This is a genomic window from Leucobacter rhizosphaerae (genome assembly GCF_022919175.1).
Lineage (GTDB): Bacteria > Actinomycetota > Actinomycetes > Actinomycetales > Microbacteriaceae > Leucobacter > Leucobacter rhizosphaerae.
Window position 1 is genome coordinate 1,694,705 of the sequence record NZ_CP095043.1, and the last position, 19,445, is coordinate 1,714,149.

General features: G+C 70.3%; 17 protein-coding genes and 1 pseudogene. 5 read left to right on the forward strand and 13 right to left on the reverse strand.

The window, feature by feature from the left end:
- Positions 1–30: 30 nt before the first annotated feature.
- Genes MUN76_RS07810 through MUN76_RS07825 form a run of 4 tightly spaced genes read right to left on the reverse strand, consistent with a single transcriptional unit; the run spans position 31 to position 5,405 of the window.
- Complete coding sequence (locus MUN76_RS07810) at positions 31–1,791, reverse strand: dipeptide ABC transporter ATP-binding protein (RefSeq protein WP_244683761.1); 1,761 nt, start codon at positions 1,789–1,791, stop codon at positions 31–33.
- Positions 1,788–2,678: an ABC transporter permease gene (locus tag MUN76_RS07815; RefSeq protein ID WP_244683763.1), complete on the reverse strand. Its 891-nt coding sequence runs from the start codon at positions 2,676–2,678 to the stop codon at positions 1,788–1,790. Before MUN76_RS07815 ends, MUN76_RS07810 begins: the two co-directional genes overlap by 4 nt.
- Positions 2,675–3,757, reverse strand: a complete 1,083-nt coding sequence (locus MUN76_RS07820; protein WP_244683765.1) for an ABC transporter permease — start codon at positions 3,755–3,757, stop codon at positions 2,675–2,677. The genes MUN76_RS07815 and MUN76_RS07820 overlap by 4 nt, the downstream gene beginning before the upstream one ends.
- A 10-nt stretch (positions 3,758–3,767) precedes the next feature.
- Positions 3,768–5,405: a TIGR04028 family ABC transporter substrate-binding protein gene (locus MUN76_RS07825; RefSeq protein ID WP_244683767.1), complete on the reverse strand. Its 1,638-nt coding sequence runs from the start codon at positions 5,403–5,405 to the stop codon at positions 3,768–3,770.
- Positions 5,406–5,608: 203 nt separating this feature from the next.
- Here MUN76_RS07825 and MUN76_RS15510 point away from each other — a divergent pair.
- From MUN76_RS15510 to MUN76_RS07835, 3 genes and pseudogenes are all read left to right on the forward strand, one after another.
- Positions 5,609–5,842, forward strand: a pseudogene (locus tag MUN76_RS15510) (FAD/NAD(P)-binding protein); the annotation flags it as partial.
- Between the two features lie 56 nt (positions 5,843–5,898).
- Complete coding sequence (locus MUN76_RS07830; RefSeq protein ID WP_256451782.1) at positions 5,899–7,749, forward strand: FAD/NAD(P)-binding protein; 1,851 nt, start codon at positions 5,899–5,901, stop codon at positions 7,747–7,749.
- On the forward strand, positions 7,742–8,437 hold the full coding sequence (locus MUN76_RS07835; RefSeq protein ID WP_244683769.1) for an SDR family oxidoreductase: 696 nt from the start codon (positions 7,742–7,744) through the stop codon (positions 8,435–8,437). The genes MUN76_RS07830 and MUN76_RS07835 overlap by 8 nt, the downstream gene beginning before the upstream one ends.
- A 105-nt stretch (positions 8,438–8,542) precedes the next feature.
- Here the strand turns inward: MUN76_RS07835 and MUN76_RS07840 are convergent, their stop codons facing one another.
- The 6 genes from MUN76_RS07840 to MUN76_RS07865 all read right to left on the reverse strand — a co-directional run bounded on the left by MUN76_RS07840 (position 8,543) and on the right by MUN76_RS07865 (position 15,442).
- Complete coding sequence (locus MUN76_RS07840) at positions 8,543–9,967, reverse strand: purine-cytosine permease family protein (RefSeq protein WP_244683770.1); 1,425 nt, start codon at positions 9,965–9,967, stop codon at positions 8,543–8,545.
- A 106-nt stretch (positions 9,968–10,073) separates the two neighbouring features.
- On the reverse strand, positions 10,074–11,510 hold the full coding sequence (locus MUN76_RS07845; RefSeq protein WP_244683772.1) for an aspartate aminotransferase family protein: 1,437 nt from the start codon (positions 11,508–11,510) through the stop codon (positions 10,074–10,076).
- A 141-nt stretch (positions 11,511–11,651) separates the two neighbouring features.
- Positions 11,652–13,142, reverse strand: a complete 1,491-nt coding sequence (locus tag MUN76_RS07850; RefSeq protein ID WP_244683774.1) for an aldehyde dehydrogenase family protein — start codon at positions 13,140–13,142, stop codon at positions 11,652–11,654.
- A complete protein-coding gene (locus MUN76_RS07855; RefSeq protein ID WP_244683776.1) occupies positions 13,139–14,341 on the reverse strand; it encodes a M20 family metallopeptidase in 1,203 nt (400 codons plus the stop codon). Before MUN76_RS07855 ends, MUN76_RS07850 begins: the two co-directional genes overlap by 4 nt.
- On the reverse strand, positions 14,334–15,014 hold the full coding sequence (locus tag MUN76_RS07860; RefSeq protein ID WP_244683777.1) for a DUF1028 domain-containing protein: 681 nt from the start codon (positions 15,012–15,014) through the stop codon (positions 14,334–14,336). Before MUN76_RS07860 ends, MUN76_RS07855 begins: the two co-directional genes overlap by 8 nt.
- Complete coding sequence (locus tag MUN76_RS07865; RefSeq protein ID WP_244683779.1) at positions 15,011–15,442, reverse strand: RidA family protein; 432 nt, start codon at positions 15,440–15,442, stop codon at positions 15,011–15,013. Before MUN76_RS07865 ends, MUN76_RS07860 begins: the two co-directional genes overlap by 4 nt.
- A 155-nt stretch (positions 15,443–15,597) precedes the next feature.
- On the opposite strand from MUN76_RS07865, the gene MUN76_RS07870 reads away from it, so the two are divergent.
- Entirely contained in the window at positions 15,598–16,536 is a 939-nt protein-coding gene (locus tag MUN76_RS07870; RefSeq protein WP_244683781.1) for a LysR substrate-binding domain-containing protein, read from the forward strand.
- A 162-nt stretch (positions 16,537–16,698) separates the two neighbouring features.
- A complete protein-coding gene (locus MUN76_RS07875; protein ID WP_244683783.1) occupies positions 16,699–18,006 on the forward strand; it encodes a flavin-containing monooxygenase in 1,308 nt (435 codons plus the stop codon).
- A gap of 34 nt (positions 18,007–18,040) precedes the next feature.
- On the opposite strand, the gene MUN76_RS07880 is transcribed toward MUN76_RS07875, so the two are convergent.
- The 3 genes from MUN76_RS07880 to MUN76_RS07890 form a co-directional block, all read right to left on the reverse strand.
- On the reverse strand, positions 18,041–18,346 hold the full coding sequence (locus tag MUN76_RS07880) for a Dabb family protein (RefSeq protein WP_244683785.1): 306 nt from the start codon (positions 18,344–18,346) through the stop codon (positions 18,041–18,043).
- Positions 18,343–18,639, reverse strand: a complete 297-nt coding sequence (locus tag MUN76_RS07885; protein ID WP_244683786.1) for a glutaredoxin family protein — start codon at positions 18,637–18,639, stop codon at positions 18,343–18,345. The genes MUN76_RS07880 and MUN76_RS07885 overlap by 4 nt, the downstream gene beginning before the upstream one ends.
- Positions 18,640–18,871: 232 nt before the next feature.
- Complete coding sequence (locus MUN76_RS07890) at positions 18,872–19,240, reverse strand: tyrosine-type recombinase/integrase (RefSeq protein ID WP_346730368.1); 369 nt, start codon at positions 19,238–19,240, stop codon at positions 18,872–18,874.
- Positions 19,241–19,445: the final 205 nt, after the last annotated feature.

The following is a 19,445-nucleotide window of genomic DNA, read 5'->3' on the forward strand; positions in this document are numbered from 1 at the left end:
AGGGGGAACGGAATCGCGGCCGCGTGCGGCTCAGATCACCCAGTCGGGTGTGCGGCCGGGGATCGCCTCGATGAGCTGGCGGGTGTACGGGTGCTGCGCGTCGCTGAAGACCTGCTCGGTCGGACCGTGCTCGACCTGGCGACCGCGCTGCAGCACCGAGACCGTGTCGGCGATCTGCCGCACGACGGCGAGGTCGTGCGAGATGAACACGTAGCTGAGCCCGAGCTCCTGCTGCAGACTCACGAGCAGCCGCAGGATCTGGGCCTGCACCGTCACGTCGAGTGCCGACACCGCCTCGTCGAGCACCACGAGCTCCGGTTCGACGATCAGAGCGCGCGCGATGGCGACGCGCTGCCGCTGCCCGCCCGACAGTTCGCGGGGGCGACGGTGCGCGAACTCCGCGGGGAGCGCCACGAGCTCGAGGGCGCGATGGACACGATCCGCCCGGTCGCCGCGGGATCCGATCCCGAAGTTCCGCAGCGGCTCGGCGAGCGCCTGGGCGATGGTCTGCCGCGGATCGAGCGAGCCGTACGGGTTCTGGTAGACGAGCTGGGTCGTCTTGCGGAATTCCCGCAGTGCGGCACCCCGGAGCTCGGTGACCTCGGTGCCGTCGACGCGGATGCTGCCGGAGGTCGGCGTCGCGAACCCGGCGATGGCGCGACCGGTGGTCGTCTTGCCGGATCCCGACTCGCCCACGAGCGCGTGGGTGCTGCCGCGGGGCACAACGAACGACACGTCATCGACCGCGACGAAGGGCTCCGACGAGCGCCCGGTGCGGAACTCCTGGCGGAGGTGGGCGACCGTCACGAGGGGTGCGGTGGTCGCCGGTTCCGCGGCGAGCGCGCCCCCTGCGGGCGCGGCCCCACCGGCCGCATCCACGGCAGCGTCTGCCACGGGCTCGGAGAACTCGGCGAAGTCCTCGGTGCCGGTGGCGGTGCCGATGCCGGTCCCAGAGCCGACCGCGATCCGCTCACGCTTCGGTCCGTCGCCGAACGCGGGGGCGTCGCGCATCAGCTGCCGCGTGTACTCCGACTCCGGGCGGCTCAGCACCCGCTCGCTGGGCCCGGATTCCTGGACCTCGCCACCGCGCATCACGACGACGTTCTCGGCCCGCTCGGCAGCCACCGCCAGATCGTGGGTGATGAAGAGCACGCCGGTGCCGGTCTCCTGGCGCAGACGGTCGAGCAGATCGAGCACGGTGCGCTGCACGGTGACGTCGAGGGCGCTCGTCGGCTCGTCCGCGATGATGAGCTCGGGATTGTTCGCGATCGCCGCCGCGATGAGCACCCGCTGCCGCATGCCGCCGGAGAACTCGTGCGGGTACTGCTTCGCCCGGGCCTCGGGCTGGTCGATTCCGACCTGCTCGAGCAACTCGAGCACCCGCGCGCGGCGCTGGGTGCGATCGCGCATGCCGTGGATCCGGAGCGACTCGCCGATGCTCCCGCCGATTGTGCCGACGGGGTTCAGGGAGTTGCCGGGATCCTGCGGGATGAGACCGATGCAGCGCCCGCGGAGACCGCGCCAGCGCCGCTCGGACAGCCCCACGAGCTCAGTCGGACCGACGCGACGCTCGTTGAGCACAACGCTGCCGCCCGCGATCTGGCCGTTCGACGCCAGCAGGCCGATGACGGACTGCGCGACTGTGGTCTTGCCCGATCCCGACTCGCCGACGATGGCTGTGACCTGCCCGGGCTCGACGTCGAAGCTCACGCTGCGCACGGCGTCGACGAGCCCGCGCGGCGTGCGGTACTGCACCGCGAGGTCGCGGATGCTGAGCAGGGGCGCGCTCATCGGGCTCCTCCGTTGATGGACTGGCTGAGGCGGTTCGTCGCGATCACCACGACGGCCACGACCACGCCGGGGAGGGTCGTCAGCCACCAGGCGGTGGCCACGTAGTTGCGTCCCTCGGCGATGAGGAGGCCCCACTCCGGCGTGGGCGGCGGGGCGCCGTAGCCGAGGAACCCGAGGGTCGAGATCTGGAGGATCGCGGAGCCGAGCTGCAGCGCGGCGAGGGCGATCACCGGCGTCAGCGAGTTCGGCAGCACGTGCCGCCACAGCACGCTGAAGAACGTGCCGCCCGAGCCGTAGGCGGCCTCGACGAACTCGCTCGCGCGCACGCTCACGACCTGTGAGCGAGATAGCCGCGCGAACACGGCGACGGACGTGACCCCCACGGCGATCGCCGCGTTCGCGGTACCGAAGCCGAGGAGGATCACGATGCTGAGCGACAGCAGCAGGGTCGGGATCGCGAGCAGCACGTCGACCAGCCGCATCAGCGCCTCGTCGAAGCGGCCGCCCGTAGCCCCAGCCGTCACGCCGATGATCGACCCGAAGACAAGGCCCACGAGCACCGCGAGGATCGCCGCGGTGATCGACTGCGAGGCGCCGTAGACGACACGCGCGTACATGTCGCGGCCCGTCGCGTCGGTGCCGAACCAGTGCTCGGCGCTCGGGCCCTGCAGCGCGGTGCCGACCTGCGCGGTCGGGCTCACCGAGGTGAAGAGCCCCGGGGCGATCGCCCAGGCGAGCGCGATGAGCAGGATCAGCGTCGGCACGAGCACGCCGGGGCGCAGCAGCGCGCGCCATGCGATGCGGGGGCGCGTCGGGTCGATGCGGGCGCTGTCGGTCTGCGCGCGGTCGGTCTGGCCGGTCGCGTCGGCGGGGGTGTGCGCGGTCATCGGGTGCCTCCGGGCCGGTCGGTCTCGGGGGCGGATCCGGGTCCGGATCCCGGTGCGACGGCGTCGAGCGCCGAGCCGTCGATCGCCGCGGTCTCCATCGGGGCGTCGACGAACGCGGGATCGCGGCGGGCGGCACGACCGCCCGATCCGCGGCGCCGCAGCCGGGCGTCGAGCACCGGGTACAGCAGATCGACGGCGAGGTTGATCGTGACGAACACGACGGTCGCGATCACGACGACCGCGAGCAGCACCGGGGTGTCGCGGTTCGCGACGGCCTGGGCGGTGAGGTTGCCGATGCCGACGCGCCCGAAGACGGCCTCCGTGACGATCGCACCGCCGACGAGCTCGCCGAAGAGCAGCCCGGCCATGGTGAGCGCGGGGAGCAGCGCGTTGGGGGCGACGTTACGCCACAGCAGCCACGAGGTGCTGGCGCCGCGGGCGCGGACGACGCTCACGAACGGCTGCTCGCGGACCTCGTCGATGCTGCGGAGGAACACCTGCGCGAGCGGGGCGGCGATCGGGATCATGAGGGTGATCGCGGGCAGGATGATGGCCTGGGCCGGGCTCGCGCCGATGACGGGGATCAGCCCGAGCCGGAACGAGAACACCTGGATCAAGATGATGCCGATCCAGAACACCGGCAGCGAGATGAAGAGCGGCGGGAGGTTCCGGAACAAGCGGCGGAGCCAGGTGCCCTTGCCGTAGCTCGCGGTGAACGCGATGACCACGGCGAGGAACACGGCGCCGACGAGGGCGATGCCGGCGAGCGCGAGCGTCGACGGCAGCGCCTCGGCGATCAGGTCGGAGACCTTCGCCCCGCTCTGCACGGAGTAGCCGAAGTCGCCGCGCAGGAACGCGCCGATCGACTCGAAGTAGCGCAGGATCACCGGTCGGTCGATGCCGTACGACTCCCGGATCTCCGCGATCTGCTCGGTGCTGAGCCCGAGGTCGGGGCTGCCGTAGCGCGCCATGACGGCGTCACCCGGCAGCGCCGAGAGCAGCACGTACGCGCCCGTATACGCGAGCGCGAGGACCAGGAAGGCCTGGCCCACGCGTCGCAGCAGCACCCGAAGGCTCATCGAGCTCCGCTCACTTCTCGAGCGTCACTTCGTAGAACGACGGCCGTCCGATCGACTCGGTCGAGAAGCCCTGCACCCGCGACTGGAGGCCGAACACCTGCGGCTCCTCGAAGAGCGGCAGCACGTAGGCCTGCTCGGCGATGCGCTGCTGGGCCGCGGCCGAGGCCGCCTGGCGCTCGTCCACGGTGGGCACGGACGCGATCTGCGCGAGCAGCGTGTCGAGCTCGGGATCGGTGACCTCGCCGGTCGTGTTGTTGAGGTTCAGCGCCGCGTTGCGGTTCGCGGAGTAGAGCTGCGACTTCAGCACGTCGAAGTCGGCGCGGCCGACCATGGAGTGGTAGACCTGGATGGTGTCGATGTCCTTCTGAGCCTCGTCCTGCGCGACCTGGTCGCCGGCGAAGATCTCGACGCCGATCCCGATCTCGGCCAGCTGCTCCTGGATGAGCGTCACGACCTCCTTGGAGCGGGGCTGCGGCAGCGCCTCGTTGAAGGTGAGGGTCAGCTTCTGGCCGTCCTTCTCGCGGATGCCGTCGGATCCCTCGACCCAGCCGGCCTCGTCGAGCAGCTGCTTCGCGCGATCCTGATCGAACTCGTAGAACTCGGAGGTGTCGACGTAGCCGCGCGCGCTCTTGGCGAGCACACCGGTCGCCAGCGGGTAGCTGTCGGTGAAGAGGGTGTCGACGATCGTCTGGCGGTCGATGCCCGCGATGATCGCCTGGCGCACCTTGATGTCTTCGAGCAGCGGGTGACCGAAGCGGAGGTTCAGCCCGTTGTTCACACCGTTCGTGGGGGCGGCGACGAGCGACAGGGTGTCGCCCACGAACTGGCCCTCGTCGGGTGCGGGGATCGTGCGCGCGATGTCGGCCTGACCGGAGACGACGGTGCCGACGCGCACGCTCGCCTCACCCGCGACGATGAAGTTCACGCCGTCGATCTGCGCAGCGCCCTGGTGATCGCGGGACGGCGGAGCCCAGTCGTAGTCCTCGCGGGTCGTGAGGTCGAGCTCGCTGCCGATCTTCTCGTCCGCGATCACGAACGGACCGCTGCCGATGATCTCGGTGGCGTTGCCGGGGCCGAACTCCTCGCCGGTGCGGTCGAGGGTGTCGCTCGACAGCAGACCGGAGTTGATGGTCGACACGGCCTGGGCGAAGCCCGGGGACGGCGCGGAGAAATAGAACTTCACGGTGCGCTCGTCGACGACCTCGCCGCGGTCGTAGTTGTTGATCGCCTCGGAGACGGAGAGCGCCCGATCCGGGTCGCCCTTCGCGAAGAGGTCAATGTTCTTGACCACGTTCTCCGCGTCGAGCGGCGTGCCGTCGGAGTAGGTCACACCCTCGCGCAGCGTGAAGGTGTACTCCGTGGCGTCGGCGTTCACCTCGGGCAGCTCCTCCGCGATCCACGGCTCGAGCTCGAGAGTCTCGGGGTTCTGGTACAGCAGGCGATCGGTGATCTGGTTGACCACGCCGCCGTTCGGGTAGAAACCGCCGGCCGGCGGGTACAGGGTGATCCAGGTCTGCGGCTCGAGGTAGGTGAGCGTGCCGCCCCCGGCCTCGCCACCCCCGTTGTCGCCCGCGCCCGAGGCGCAGCCGGTCAGAGCGATGGCGGCAGCGGCCAGTCCTGCGATCACAGCGACTCTGCGCTTGTTCATGGGGTGACTCCTCGTCGGGGTGCATCGGGTGGTCCTCGAACCACGTCGGCCGTTCTTCAGGCAACTTCACTATTGTTATGCAAGACATAACGGAAAACAAAGTCAGGTTGTAACAGAGGTTCATGAACGCATCCGCGCGGCAGCCGCGTCACAATCGGTCATCTCCACCCGGGCGGACCGTCGACCCGGCGTATAACGGAGTGATGGCCTCCTCCGCTCCTCGCCCCTCGATCGCCCTGATCGGCGCGGGCCCCCGCGGCGCCTCGCTCGTCGAGCGGCTCGGCGCGCACCTCGCGGATCCCGCATCGCCGTTCCACGGCACCGCGTTCGATCTGCACGTCATCGACGAGGCGGAATCGGGCGCCGGGCGCATCTGGCGCACCGACCAGACCCGCGAGCTCTGCATGAACACGCTGGCCGACGCCGTCACCCTCTTCACGGAGCCCTCGAGCACCGTGCGCGGGCCGGTGGTCGAGGGGCCGACCCTCTACGAGTGGTCGCTGCTGGTGCTCGGGGTGCGCAGCCGCCGCTGCCGCTCGACGACCGGCTGCGGGCCGACCTCGCGGCGATCCCGGATGCGCATCGCGCCCTGTTCGAGACCTTTCCGGCGCGCAACGGGCTCGCGGCGGACTACCGGGATGAACTGCTCGTCACCCGACCCGAGGCGCACCCCTCGCGGGCGCTCTACGGCGAGTACCTCGCCTGGTGCTACGACCGGGCTGTCGCCGCGCTGCCCGCCGGCACCCGGGTCATCCGCCACCGGAGCCGCGCGATCGGGATCGAACGCGCCGGTGCCGGTGCTGATGACGGCGCCGTTGCCGGTGCTGGAGCCGATGCGGCGGCCGTCGACCGGGTCGACCTCGCCGACGGCACGACGGTCACGGCCGACGCCGTGGTCATCGCCGCGGGGTGGCTGCCGCGCGGGCTGAGTGCGGCCGAGCAGTCGTTCGCGGCGCAGGTCGCCGCCGATCCCGCGCTCGTGTGGGTCGCACCCGGAAGCCCCGTCGAGCAGGATCTCACCCCGGTTCCGGACGGCGCCCACGCCATCGTCCGCGGCCTCGGCATGGGGTTCTTCGACACGATGGCGCTCCTCACCATCGGGCGCGGCGGGCGGTTCGTCGAGGATCCCGAAGCGGTCGGGGGCCTCCGATACGAGGCGTCGGGGCGGGAGCCGATCCTGCACGTCACCTCGCGCCGGGGTGTGCCGTTCCGCTCGAAGACGCTGTACGGGTCGCTGCCCCCGCGCACGGAGCAGCGCATGCTCCTCGGCGTGGACTGGGATCGGGCGCCGCGACCCATCGACTTCGATCGGGCGTTCTGGCCGCGCATCGTCGCCGACGCCTACCTGAGCTACTACACGACCCTGCACCGGGTGCGGCCCGAGGCCTTCTCGGCCCCGTTCGAGACCGTGATCAGCGGCATCGAGGGGGCGGTGGCGGCGGATGCGGCCGGTGCGACTCCGGTGTCGGTGCCCTCGGGTACGGCCCCGCTCGACACCATGGCGGTCGCGCTGAATGCGCTGATCGCGCCGTCGATTCCGGATCCGGCGGACCGATTCGACCTGCTCCGCGACATGCATCCCGCCGCCGAACGATTCGACTCCCCCGAGCGCTACGACGCGTGGGTGCGCGACTGGGTCGCCGAGGATCTCAGCGAGGCGGAGCAGGGACGCGAGAGCGCGCTGAAGGCGGGGCTGTGGTCCGTCAGCACGGCGCGCGCCGTGGCGAATCGCGTCGGCACCTTCGGCGGCTTCGACGCCGAGTCGCGCGCCTCCGGGTTCGCGATGCTGCTCGCCGTCGGGGGGATGGTCGGATCCGGCCCGCCCGCGTTCCGCAACCGGCAGCTGCTCGCGCTCGTCGAGGCCGGTCTCGTGCACTTCATCGGGCCGGCCGCCCGGGTGTCGATCACCTCGGAGGGCTTCACCGCGGAGTCGCCGACCGTCGACGGCTCGCGGGTCACGACCCACGTGCTCATCGACGCGTGGATGCACTTCCACGATGTGGCCGTGACCGCGGATCCGCTCGCGCAGTCGCTGCTGGCGGCCGGCCGCGGCCGCGCGTTCCACATCGACGCGCGCGATGGTCGCCGTGTCGCCACGGCCGGCTTCGACGTGGACGCGGCAACCGGCCGCGCGGTGCGGGCCGACGGATCCCTCGACGACTCGGTGCACCTCGCCGGGATCCCGGTCGACGACACCCTGCACGACACGGTGATCAGCCCGATGCCGGGAACCGATCCGCCGATGCTGCGCGAGACCGACCGGGTCGCGCTCAGTGCCCTGACCCAAGCCGCCGCGCACGCGGCGCAGCCCCACTCTGAACCGCAAGGAGCCCACCGTGCCTGAACCCCGCCCCATCGCTATCGTCACCGGAGCGAGCGGCGGGATGGGCGGCGCGATCGTGCGCGACCTCGCCGAGACGCACCGGGTCATCGCCGTCGGCCGCACCACCGAGGCGCTCGACACCCTGGCCCGCGAGACCGGCAGCGAGAGCTGGGCGCTCGACGTCACCGACGAGGCGGCACTCGCCGCGCGGGTCTCCGACCTGCCGCGGCTCGACGTCGTGATCCACGCCGCCGCGATCGCCGATCCGCTGCGGGTCGACGCCGCAACTCGCGAGGACTGGGACCGCCACTTCGCCGTCAACGTCACGGCGCCCGCGACACTCACCCGGCTGGTGCTCCCCCTGCTGCGCGCGGCAGAGGGAACCGTCGTGTTCATCGGCTCCGGGGCGGGCACGCGCCCGGCGCCCGGAAGCGCGGTGTACTCGGCGAGCAAGCACGCCCTGCGCGGCCTCGCGGACGTGCTGCGCATCGACGAGGAGCCGCATCGTGTGCGCGTGGTGACGGTCGCCCCCGGGCAGACCGACACCGCCATGCTGCGGTCGTCGATCCCGGCCGAGGCCTACCAGCCGGAGCGGTACATCCGCCCCGAGTCGGTCGCCGACGCGGTGCGGTTCGTGGTGGATGCGCCGGCCGATGTGCAGATCACGGACGTCGCGGTGCGGCCGCGCCAGGAGATCGCGCGCATCTAGCGGGTGCGCGCGCCTCGGGCGCGGTGCTCGCTCCCCGGCGCCGGGTCAGCGGTCGAGGCCGATCCCGGATCCGCCGTGGGATCGGACACGGGATCGCGACCGGGATCAGTGCGCGGCGGTCCGACTGCGCTCCGACGACGCACGATCCACGGCGGGTTCGGCGCGGCGCGTGCGCAGCAGGAGCAGGTACGCGATCGCGGTCACGACGAATCCGACGAGCCACGCGATGTCGATGTACTGCAGGGGCGCGGCGAGCGGGCCGGTGAACAGCGGGGTCACCATGAACGGCACCTGGGCCGCGAGTCCGATCGCGTAGCTGCCGAGCCCGACCGCATTCCAGCGCCCGTACTTCCCGTTCGGCGCGAACAGCGCCTCGATGTCGTAGTCGCCCTTCCGCACGATGAAGTAGTCCGCGAGATTGATCGCCGACCACGGGATCAGCACGTACAGGAGCAGCGTCAAGAAGCTCTCGAACATGGTCATGAAATCGCCCTGGCCGAGCAGCGCGATCAGCGTGGCCGCCGCACCGCAGACGATGGTCGTCCACACCCGGGTGCGGCTCGTGATCACCATGCCGCGCACTCCCGACTGCATCGCGGTCAGCGCATTCATCACCGCGGAGTAGAGCTCCACGCCGTTGATGAGCGCGGACGTCACCGCGAAGACGATCAGCACCAGCAGGCCGACGGTGCCCAGGTGCTCGCCGAGCGCGGCGAGCGGGTTCTCCGGGTTCGCGGCACCCAGCAGCACGCCGAGGGTCATGACGAAGACCGAGCTGACGACCAGCCCCAGGTAAGTCGTCCAGAACGCCGCCTTCGGACCGGTGTCCTTCGGCAGGTACCGGGAGTAGTCCGAGACGTACGGGGCGTAGGCGAGCTGCCACACGATCCCGATGGCGAGCATGGCGAAGAACCCCTCGAACGTGAAGGCGGCTTCGGCGCGCTGCGAGGTGACCTCGGGCCGGGTCCACAGCATGACCATGCTCAGGAGCACGGCGATCGCGATCAGGATCGAGATGTGCACCATCATCTTGCGCAGCATGTCGTACCCGAACACGCACAGGATCGTGCCGACCGCTGCAAACACGATGATCGCCAGCGACGCGTTGAGATCCGGGAAGACCGCCAGCAGGGAGTCCTTCGCGACCAGCAGGATGCTGGCGAAGAAGCCCATGAACATGACGAACGCGATAAGTGCGAACAGGCTCGCACCGAGGTACCCGAACTGGGCGCGGGCCTGCAGCATCTGCGGGATCCCGAGGTGCGGACCCTGCGAGGCGTGGAGCGCGGAGCCGAAGGCGCCGATCACGTTGCCCGCGAGGATCGCCACGATGCTCCAGCCGATCGGCAGGCCGTAGGACCCGCTGGCGACGGCGCCGGTGACGACGGTCAGGGGCATGAGGTTCAGTCCGAACCAGATCGCGAAGAGCGACCAGTTCGTGCCGGTGCGCTCGGTCTCGGGAATCGGGAGGATGTGCTGCTGTTCGAATCGCACGAAGGTCTTCGTGACGACGGGCGGCTCTTGGGTCATGGTCGTGTGCTCCTTCAGGCTCCATTGCCGTGCACGCCCCGAGCACGGTGCTCGAGGCGGTCCTGCGGGGTGGCGGCGCGGTTCCGAGCCGCCACCCGGGGGCGAACTACAGGCCGGCGCTCGCGGTCGCCGCGGAGAACGCGCGGTCGAGGAGGTCGGCGAGTTCATCGATGTCGTCCGTCGTCATCACGAGCGGCGGCGACACCTGCACGAGCGGATTGCCCTCGGCATCGATCGCGACGCGGCACAGCAACCCCGCCTCGGCGAGGGCGGGGTTGAGGTGCGCACCGACGAAGTCACCCGCGCTCAGGCCGTCCGCCTCCCACCGGCGGGTGCGCTGGTTCGTCACGAGCTCGAAGCTGCGGTGGAACCCGTCGCCGCGGAAGTCGCCGATGATCCCGGTGTGGCACTCGGCCACCTCCGAGAGCTTCGCTCCGAGATAGGGGCTCAGGGCGGCGACGTTCTCGACGACGCCTTCCCGCTCCATGATCTCGAGGTTCTTCAGCGCCGCCGCACAGGCGACCGGGTGGCCCCCGTAAGTGAGCGCGTGGTTGAACATGCCGACGGGCCCGTCGAGCACGGTCTCGATGATGCGGTCGCTCGCGATGACACCGCCGAGGGGCATGTAGGCCGAGGCGATCCCCTTCGCGAAGGTGATCATGTCGGGCTGAAAGCCGTAGTGCGTCGACCCGAACCAGGAACCGAGTCGGCCGTAGCCCGTGATGACCTCATCGGCGATGAGCAGGATCCCGTGGGTGTCGCAGAGCGCACGGACCCCGGCGAAGTACTCGGGGGTCGGCGGCGTCAGGCTGCCACCCGCGTTCTGCAGCGGCTCCATGATGATCGCGGCGATCGTGTCGGCGCCCTCCTGCACGATGAGCGACTCGAGCTCGGCGAGGAGGAACGCGGTGGTCTCCTCCGGGGTCTCCCCCTCGGGGCGGCGGTAGCGCTTGGTGTTGTGCGTGTGGCGCACGCCGTGCATGAGCGGCTCGAACATCTTCCGCACGTCCGTCATGCCGTTCAACGACATCGCGCCGAAGCTGGTGCCGTGGTAGGCCACTCGGCGCGCGATGAACTTCGATCGGGTGCCCTCGCCGCGCGTGATGTGGAACTGCCGGGCGAGTTTGATCGCCGCCTCGTTCGACTCTCCGCCACCGGACGCGAAGAACACGCGGTTGAGGTCTCCCGGGGCGAGCTGCGCGATCTTCTGCGCGAGCAGCGCGGCGGGCGGGTGGGTCACGCTCCACGTGGTCTGGAATGGCAACTGCGCGAGCTGATCCCGCACCGCATCGCCGACCTCGGCGCCGTGGGTGTAGCCGAGCTGCACGCAGAAGAGTCCCGCCAGTCCGTCGAAGAAGCGGCGCCCGTTCTCATCGAAGACCGAGCAGTGCTCTCCGCGGACGAACACCGGCAGCTCGTCCTCGCGGTACTTGCTCGCCGGGGTGAAGTTCATCACGAGGTGCCGCTTCGCGATCTCGGCGAGCCCGCTGGGCGCCGCTGTGGCGAGGGCCTCCGGAACGAGCGTGTCCTGGTGCAGTGTCATGGTGTCGTGTCCTCTCAGTCGACGCTGACCCGGCGGGAGATCCTGCCGTCGTCACCATCGTCACATCGACGAATTGATCAGTAAAATAGTGAGAATGTGTGGTGGTTATCTGTTGATCAGATGGTCACAGGCCCGCGCGCCCTACCCCCACTGCATCCACGTGGTCTTGTAGTCGCTGTAGTTCTCCAGCGCGTGCACGGACAGGTCGCGGCCGAAGCCCGACTGCTTGAAGCCCCCGAACGGCGTCGTGAAGCCGAGCGCGTCGACGGTGTTCACCGACACCGTGCCCGCGACGAGGCGCTCGGACACGCGGTGCGCCCGGGCCAGGCTGCCCGTCCAGAGCGACGCGGCGAGCCCGTACGGGGTGCCGTTCGCGTACCCGATCGCCTCTTCCTCGGTATCGAAGGGTGTGACGACGGCCACGGGCCCGAAGATCTCGCGGGTGTGCACCTCGTGGTCGATCGGCACGTCCGTCACGATCGTCGGCTCGATGAACGCCCGCGATCCGTTGATGCTCGGGCGGGTGCCGCCCGCGACGATCGTGCCGTCGCGCCGCGCGTTCTCGATCGTCGCCCACACGGTGTCGGCGTGCGCCTCCGAGACGAGCGCCCCGATCCCGGATCCCGGGTCGAGCGGGTCGCCGGGCGCGTAGGCCCGCGCGGCCTCCCGGTACAGTCGCACGAACTCGTCGTAGACCGATCGCTCGACGAAGATGCGGGAGTTCGCCGAGCACACCTCGCCCTGGTTGTAGAAGCTGCCGAACGCGGCCTTCTCCGCCGCCACCGCGAGGTCGTCGCAGTCGGCGAAGATGAGGTTCGAGCTCTTGCCCCCGGCCTCGAGCGCGAGCCGCTTCATGTTCGACTGCCCGGCGTACTGCTGGAGCTGCTTCGCCACCTCCGTCGAACCCGTGAAGGCCAGCATGTCGACGTCGGGGTGCGACGCGAGCGCCTTGCCCACGACGGATCCGCGGCCGGTCACGACGTTCACGATCCCGGCCGGGATCCCGGCCTCGACCGCCAGCTCCGCGAGCAGCAGCGTCGAGTGCGACGCCTCGACCGGCGGCTTCACGACCACGGCGTTGCCGGCGGCGAGCGCCGGGGCGAGCTTCCAGGTCGCGATCTCGAGCGGATAGTTCCACGCGACGATCACCCCGACCACCCCGAGCGGCTCGCGGGTCACGAGCGCCGTCGACCCGGGCGGGGTCACCGGGATCAGATCCTCCTGCTTCTCGATCGCCTCGCCGTAGAAGCGATATAGGGCGGCGGATCCCGGGGCGTCGATCGTCGAGGACTCCCGCACCGGCTTGCCCATGTCGAGCGAGTCGTAGAGGGCGAACTCATCGGAGCGGGCCTCGATGAGCCGCGCGAGCTCGATCAGCCGCTCGCGGCGGAACCCGGCGCCCGCCCGCGACCAGGCGCCCGACTCGTAGGCCGCCCGCGCCGCTGCGACGGCGCGATCCACGTCGCCCTCGTCGCAGCTGTGGATGTGCGAGATGACGGCTCCCGTCGCCGGGTTCACCTTCGCGATGGTCTCGCCCGAGCGGGCGGCCACGCGCTCGCCGCCGATGACGGGCCTGCCGTCGAATGCCAGCGCGCCTGCGGCCGCGATCCAGTCTGCGTGACTGCGAGTCATGTGGTGATCCTCTGCTCTGAAGTCGGATAGGGGTGAGGGGTCGTCTGCGGATCCGGGATCGTGCGGCCCCGCGCCCGGGCGGCATCGATCGCCGTCCACGCGAGCGCGGTCGCGCCATCGCGCAGCGCCTGTTCCGCGACCGGTCCGACGCAGGCGTCGGCGAACGCCGGCTGATGGTTGCTCGCGTCGCCACCGACCCCGATGTACGGGTGGATCGCGGGCACGAGCTGCGACACGTTGCCCATGTCGGTCGACGCACGATTCATGGTCGCGGCGGCGGGGTCGACGTCGAAGTTTCGGCCGAGGGCGCGCGCGTTCTGCCGGTACCACTCCAGCGCGTCCTCGTCGGTGCGCATCTCGGCGTAGCGCTCGCTCTCGGGCTCGATGGTGAGCGTGGCCCCGGTCGCGAGCGCACCGGCCTCGAAGCACCGGCGCACCCGCTCCTCGAGTGCGAGCAGCTGCTCCGTGGTCTCGGCGCGCACGTACCAGCGGCCTTCAGTGCGCTCCGGGATCGCGTTGGGCGCTTCACCGCCGCGCGTCTGCACGCCGTGCACGCGCACGCCCGCCGGGAGCTGCTGCCGCAGGAGCCCGAGCGCCACCTGGGCGATGACGAACGCGTCGTTCGCGTTCACCCCGCGCTCCGGGTAGGCGGCGGCGTGCGCGGCGCGGCCCTCGTACTGCACGTGCCAGTGCGCGACCGCGAACGGGCGGGCCTCCGCCACGTCGACGGGAGCGGGGTGCGCCATGAGGGCGAGGTCGAGGTTCTGAAACGCCCCGCGGTTCAGGAGCTCGATCTTCCCGCCGCCGCCCTCCTCGGCGGGCGTGCCGATCACCTCGACCGCGATCCCGAGGTCACCGGCCACCCGCGCGAGCCCGATCGCGGCCCCCACGGACATCGCCGAGATGAGGTTGTGGCCGCACGCGTGGCCGAGCCCGGGCAGCGCGTCGTACTCCGCGAGCAGCCCCACGGTGAACCGGTCGGGTGGGCCGAGCGTGGCGCGGAACGCGGTCTTGAGCCCCAGGTACGGCTGCTCCAGCGCGAACCCGTGGTCGGCGAGCGCCGCGGCGACGGCGGCCGACGAGCGGTGCTCGTTCCAGCCGGTCTCGGGATCGCCGTGGAGGCGATTCGAGAGGGCGATGAGCTCGGGCGCGGCGGCCGACACCGCGTCGCCGACCGCGAGCTTGACGGGGTCACTCATCGCCCGGCACCCCGTACGATGGCGCCCCGGCGGGGTGCAGCCCCCGACCCACGTAGTCCGCGCGCTGCGGCAGCCACACGTCGAGGAGGGCGGCCAGCTCCTCGATCGGCTCGGACTCCGCCCAGTCGACCCGCAGGTCCGTGACCCGCCAGCCGGCGCTGCCGACCACGGCGATCCCGGCGGAGTGCACGGGGCCGGCCTCGCCACCCGCCGCGACGGCCGCGCGCAGGGCCGCGATGAGGCGCTGCTCGATCCCGCCCTCGGCCGTGAGCGCCGTGTCCACGAGCGCGTCGAGCACCTCGAGGCTCACGAGCATGTTGCCGCCGGCCACCGCGTTCGGTCGCGCGGTGGCGCCGAAGATGCCGAGCGCGTGGTCGCCGGAGTGCACCGCCGAGGCCCCTGAGCCGTCGAGCACCAGAAGCTGCCGGTACGCCAGGTCCGCGGCGTCCGCGGATCCCACGACGCCACGCAGCGCCTCGTCCGCCGACGCCCCGCGTCGCAGCGCATCGAGGAGCTGCACCCCGAGCCGGGGATCCGTGACGTTCTGGGAGTGCGCGCCACCCGCGCCGTCCGCGAGGTTCACGCAGCGCGCAGCGACGGCCGGAGACGACGACGCGATTGCGGAGCCGAACTCCCCGGTGCCGGGATCCCGGAGCAGCAGCGAGAAGGTCATGCGCCCGCCGCCTCGCTCAGCACGGCCGTCGCATCGATCTCCACGAGCCACTCGGGCCGGGCGAGCGCCTGCACCACGATGCCCGTCGAGACGGGGTACACCCCGCGCAGCCAGCGCCCCACGACCCGGTAGACGTCCTCGCGGTACCGCGGATCGATGATGTAGATCGTCACCTTGACGATGTCCTCGAGACGACTGCCGGCCTCCTCGAGCAGCATGCGGATGTTCGACATCGCCTGCTCCGTCTGCGCCACGACGTCGCCGATGCCGACGGACTCCCGAGTCTCGAGATCCTGCCCGATCTGGCCGCGGAGATACACGACACCACCCGCGACGACCGCCTGGCAGAGGTCGTTGTCCAGGTTCTGCTCGGGATACGTCTCCCGGGTGTTGAACTTCCTCAGCCGCACGTGCGTCGTTTCCGCCACGGTGTCCTCCTCGTCGAGCGGTGACAGCCGCTGCCACCCATGCCTCCATTGTTGAGAGGGCCTGCAGCATCTGTAAAATAGGCAAAAGTTAGCGGTACAATCTGCAAAACAGATTCCGGATCGAACCGGGATCGGCCGACGCGAGGAGTCCCGACGTGGTGCAGCGCTTCCCCATCACCCTCACCCAGCTCGTCTACTTCAGCGAGTGCGCCAAGACGCTCAACATGACCGCCGCTAGCCAGGAGCTGCACGTCGCCCAGTCGGCCGTCTCCACGGCCATCACCCAGCTGGAGCGGTCGCTCGGCGCGGCGCTCTTCATCCGTCAGCACTCCAAGGGACTCGTCCTCACTCCGTCCGGCGAACGGCTGCTCGGGGACACGCAGCGGCTCTTCGGCTCGCTCACCTCCACCATCGAGGGGATGCGCGCCGACCAGCACGAGGTCAGCGGAACCATCACCGTGGCGTGCTTCAGCACCCTCGCGCCGTTCCTGATCCCCGAACTGCTCGGTCGTCTCCGACGCGCGCACCCCGCGCTCACCGTCGAGGTGCTGGAGGGCGACTACGACGAGAATCTGGCGGCGCTGCGCGGGGGTCGAGCCGACCTGGCGGTGAGCTACAACCTCACCGAGGTGGACGGCATCTCCCGCGAGATCGTCCGAGAGGCCAGGCCTCACGTGATCCTGCACACCGACCACCCGCTCGCACGCCGTCAGAAGCTGGCGCTCGCCGAGCTCGCCGACGACCCCTTCGTGCTGCTCGACATGCCGAGCAGCAGCGACTACTTCCTCAGCATGCTCGTGGGCGCGGGAGTGACCCCCCGGCTCAAGTACCGGAGCTCGAGCTATGAAACCGTGCGCTCGATGGTCGCGACGGGCCTCGGATTCTCGATCCTCAACCAGCGGCCGCGGATCTCCGAAACCTATACCGGGGCGAGCACCGCGATCGTCGAGATCTCCGACGACGTGCCGAGCCTCGAGATCGCCGTCTCCTCGCTCACCCAGATCCACCCCTCCGCCAGGGCGCGGGCGGTGGCCGAGGTAGTACGGGACCTCGTCCGGGAGCCGCGCGGTACCCGCGCATCATCTACAAAATAGATTCAAAAAGCCACTTACCTCTATTGGCCAGATGCACCTGCGGTGCGCTTTGCTGGGGACCAGTCGGGGCGGACGGAACGTCTGCGCCCCGAACCGGCCCCGATCGCAGCGTGCGTCTCGAGGTCGGATCAGATCGCAGATCGATTCGAGCGGAGTGGAAGTATGTCGAGCCAAGAGGCAGAGGTCACCGAGGTCCTCGTCGTCGGTGCGGGTCAGGCCGGGGTCGCGATGAGCGAGCATCTCACCGGTCGCGGGATCCCGCACATCGTGCTGGAACGGGACCGGATCGCCGAGCGCTGGCGCTCGGAGCGCTGGGACTCGCTCGTCGCGAATGGGCCGGTGTGGCACGACCGCTTCCCCGGCATGGAGTTCGACGGCCTCGATCAGGACGCTTTCGCCCCGAAGGACCGCGTGGCGGAGTACTTCCAGCGCTACGCGGAGCGGTTCGACGCCCCCGTGCGCTGCGGGGTCGCGGTCGAGCGGGTGCGGAAGGCGGAGGGGGCGCCGGGCTTCGACGTCGACACCAGCGCCGGCCCAATTCGGGCGCGATACGTCGTAGCGGCGACGGGGGCCTTCCAGGTGCCCGCGATCCCGCCGGTGGTGCCGGCCGACGCCGGGCTCCACCAGATCCACTCGAGCGCCTACCGCAATCCCGGGCAGTTGCCCGCGGGCGGCGTGCTCGTGGTCGGGGCCGGTTCCTCGGGCGTGCAGATCGCCGACGAGCTCCGTCGCTCCGGGCGCGACGTCACCCTCGCCGTGGGCCCGCACGACCGCCCGCCGCAGCGGTATCGAGGCCGCAACTTCGTCTGGTGGCTCGGCGTGCTGGGCCTCTGGGAGGCGTCCGCGCCGCCGGAGGGCGCCGAGCACGTCACGATCGCCGTGAGCGGAGCGAACGGCGGGCGGACCATCGACTTCCGCGACCTCGACGCGAGTGGGATCCGTCTGGTCGGGCGCGCGAACTCGTACAGCGACGGAGTGCTCCACTTCGGCGACGACCTCGCCCGCAACATCCGCCTCGGCGACGAGAACTACCTTTCGCTCCTGCGCGCGGCCGACGCCTACATCGAGCGCAACGGCCTCGACTTCCCGGCCGAACCGGAGGCGCACCGCCTCGGACCGGACCCGGCGAGTGTCACGTCGCCGACCCTCGAGCTGGACCTCGCGGCCGCGGGCATCACCTCGATCGTGTGGGCGACCGGGTTCACCGTCGACTACGGCTGGCTCCAGGTCGACGCACTCGATGCGCAGGGCCGACCGGTGCAGCAGCGCGGGGTCTCACCGGAGCCGGGGATCTACTTCCTCGGGCTGCCCTGGCAGTCGCGGCGCGGATCCTCGTTCATCTGGGGCGTCTGGCACGACGCCCAGTACCTCGCCGATCAGATCGAGATCCAGCGCGGCTATCTGCGGTACCAGCCGGAGCCGGTGACGGCCGCTGCCGCGGATCCCGTCGGCGCCACAGCCGCCGCGTAACAGGGGCTCGCTCACCGAACGGAGCTCGGGCTCGCTACTCGATCTCGAAGTCGACGCAGGCGCGCGACACCGCGTGCTGCTTCACCACGGCGCCGGCCGCGACGTGCTCGGGGTGGACCGCGTACCCCGCGAGCGCGGCCGCGTCGTCGTGCTCGCTGACGAGGGTCAGATCCCAGTTGTCGTCGTGGTTCAGGGTGTTGCGGCGCACCTCGAGGGAGCGGAGACCCGGGATCCGGCCGACGAGCGGCTGCAGCGCCGCGATGATCTCGGACGCCTGGGCGTCGCGGTCGGCGACGGCCTCTCCGCTGAGCTTCCAGGTGACGATGTGTCGAACGGTCATGGGCGCTTCCTCACTCCGAATGTCGGTCTCGTGGCAGCGCGCTCGATCGCGCGCTCGAGTTTGCCGGCGTCGACGCGCCAGATGGCGTGCCGCCTGCCGTTGATCTGCACGACCGGGATCTCCTCGGAGTGCCGGCGCGCCAGCGCGGGATCCTCGAGGATGTTGAGCTCGCGGAGCTCGGTGTCGATGCCGCGCAGCGCCAGCGTCTCGCGCACGCTCGAGACGACCTCGCGCGCGTCATCGCAGAGGTGGCATCCCGGCTTCGAGAGCAGGGTGAGGTGCACGGTGGGCATGATCCCCAGCCTAGCCGGGCGAACTCCCACGAGCGCGCAGGGCGGAGCAGCAGGGAGCGCACCCACCCGGGCGCGCACGCGCCCGTCTGCGCACGCAAGAAAGGCACCGAACGAATCGTTCAGTGCCTCATCGACGACGCCCGGAGGGCGCGCGTCGACTACTTCTTGTTGTGTCATCCACTAATGGAAGAAAAGGATGTAGGAACATCTGTCCGCACACAGTCCGCAAGAATTACGCAGATCGAATGTTCGCCTCGGCAAACAGACCCTGCGCCGCCTTCCGAGTCCGATCCTCCGCGGTCTTCCAGAGATGCCCATAAACATCAAGAGTGATCTGCGCCTTGGAGTGTCCCATGGCCCGCTGAACGGTCACGACGTCACACCCTGAGTCGATAAGGCCGCTCGCGTAGAAGTGGCGGAGATCGTGAAGCCGGAGATCTTTGAGCTCGAGTTGATCTCGCAGCCGCCGCCACTGCGGATCCAGATAGGCCCTTCCGGGACCGTCTGGCGATACCGCGAACAGCCACTTAGACGGACCCCTCACGCCCCACTGATCTACATGCTCCTGAACCAAATCCAGCAGCCCTTGCGGCACGTACACGTTCGGTGAAGCGCGACACGGTCCTGACTCCGATGCGGAGGGGTGAGGGTGTTCTTGTTCCCGAGGTGGTTCGCGCTCTGGGTGCCGGGTTCGTCCATCGTCTGAACGCTGCCGGCAACAGCGGGGGCGTGAGCGCGGTGCAGTCTCAGTTCGCTGGAATGCGCGCAAGCGACTTCAGGTCTGCTCCGCAGCCTCAGATTGTTCT

Bases quoted from the DNA above. Each gene is read 5' to 3' on its own strand.
- MUN76_RS07810 (WP_244683761.1), bottom strand. From the start codon at position 1,791: ATGAGCGCGCCCCTGCTCAGCATCCGCGACCTCGCGGTGCAGTACCGC.
- MUN76_RS07815 (WP_244683763.1), bottom strand. From the start codon at position 2,678: ATGACCGCGCACACCCCCGCCGACGCGACCGGCCAGACCGACCGCGCG.
- MUN76_RS07820 (WP_244683765.1), bottom strand. From the start codon at position 3,757: ATGAGCCTTCGGGTGCTGCTGCGACGCGTGGGCCAGGCCTTCCTGGTC.
- MUN76_RS07825 (WP_244683767.1), bottom strand. From the start codon at position 5,405: ATGAACAAGCGCAGAGTCGCTGTGATCGCAGGACTGGCCGCTGCCGCC.
- MUN76_RS07840 (WP_244683770.1), bottom strand. From the start codon at position 9,967: ATGACCCAAGAGCCGCCCGTCGTCACGAAGACCTTCGTGCGATTCGAA.
- MUN76_RS07845 (WP_244683772.1), bottom strand. From the start codon at position 11,510: ATGACACTGCACCAGGACACGCTCGTTCCGGAGGCCCTCGCCACAGCG.
- MUN76_RS07850 (WP_244683774.1), bottom strand. From the start codon at position 13,142: ATGACTCGCAGTCACGCAGACTGGATCGCGGCCGCAGGCGCGCTGGCA.
- MUN76_RS07855 (WP_244683776.1), bottom strand. From the start codon at position 14,341: ATGAGTGACCCCGTCAAGCTCGCGGTCGGCGACGCGGTGTCGGCCGCC.
- MUN76_RS07860 (WP_244683777.1), bottom strand. From the start codon at position 15,014: ATGACCTTCTCGCTGCTGCTCCGGGATCCCGGCACCGGGGAGTTCGGC.
- MUN76_RS07875 (WP_244683783.1), top strand. From the start codon at position 16,699: ATGTCGAGCCAAGAGGCAGAGGTCACCGAGGTCCTCGTCGTCGGTGCG.
- MUN76_RS07880 (WP_244683785.1), bottom strand. From the start codon at position 18,346: ATGACCGTTCGACACATCGTCACCTGGAAGCTCAGCGGAGAGGCCGTC.
- MUN76_RS07885 (WP_244683786.1), bottom strand. From the start codon at position 18,639: ATGCCCACCGTGCACCTCACCCTGCTCTCGAAGCCGGGATGCCACCTC.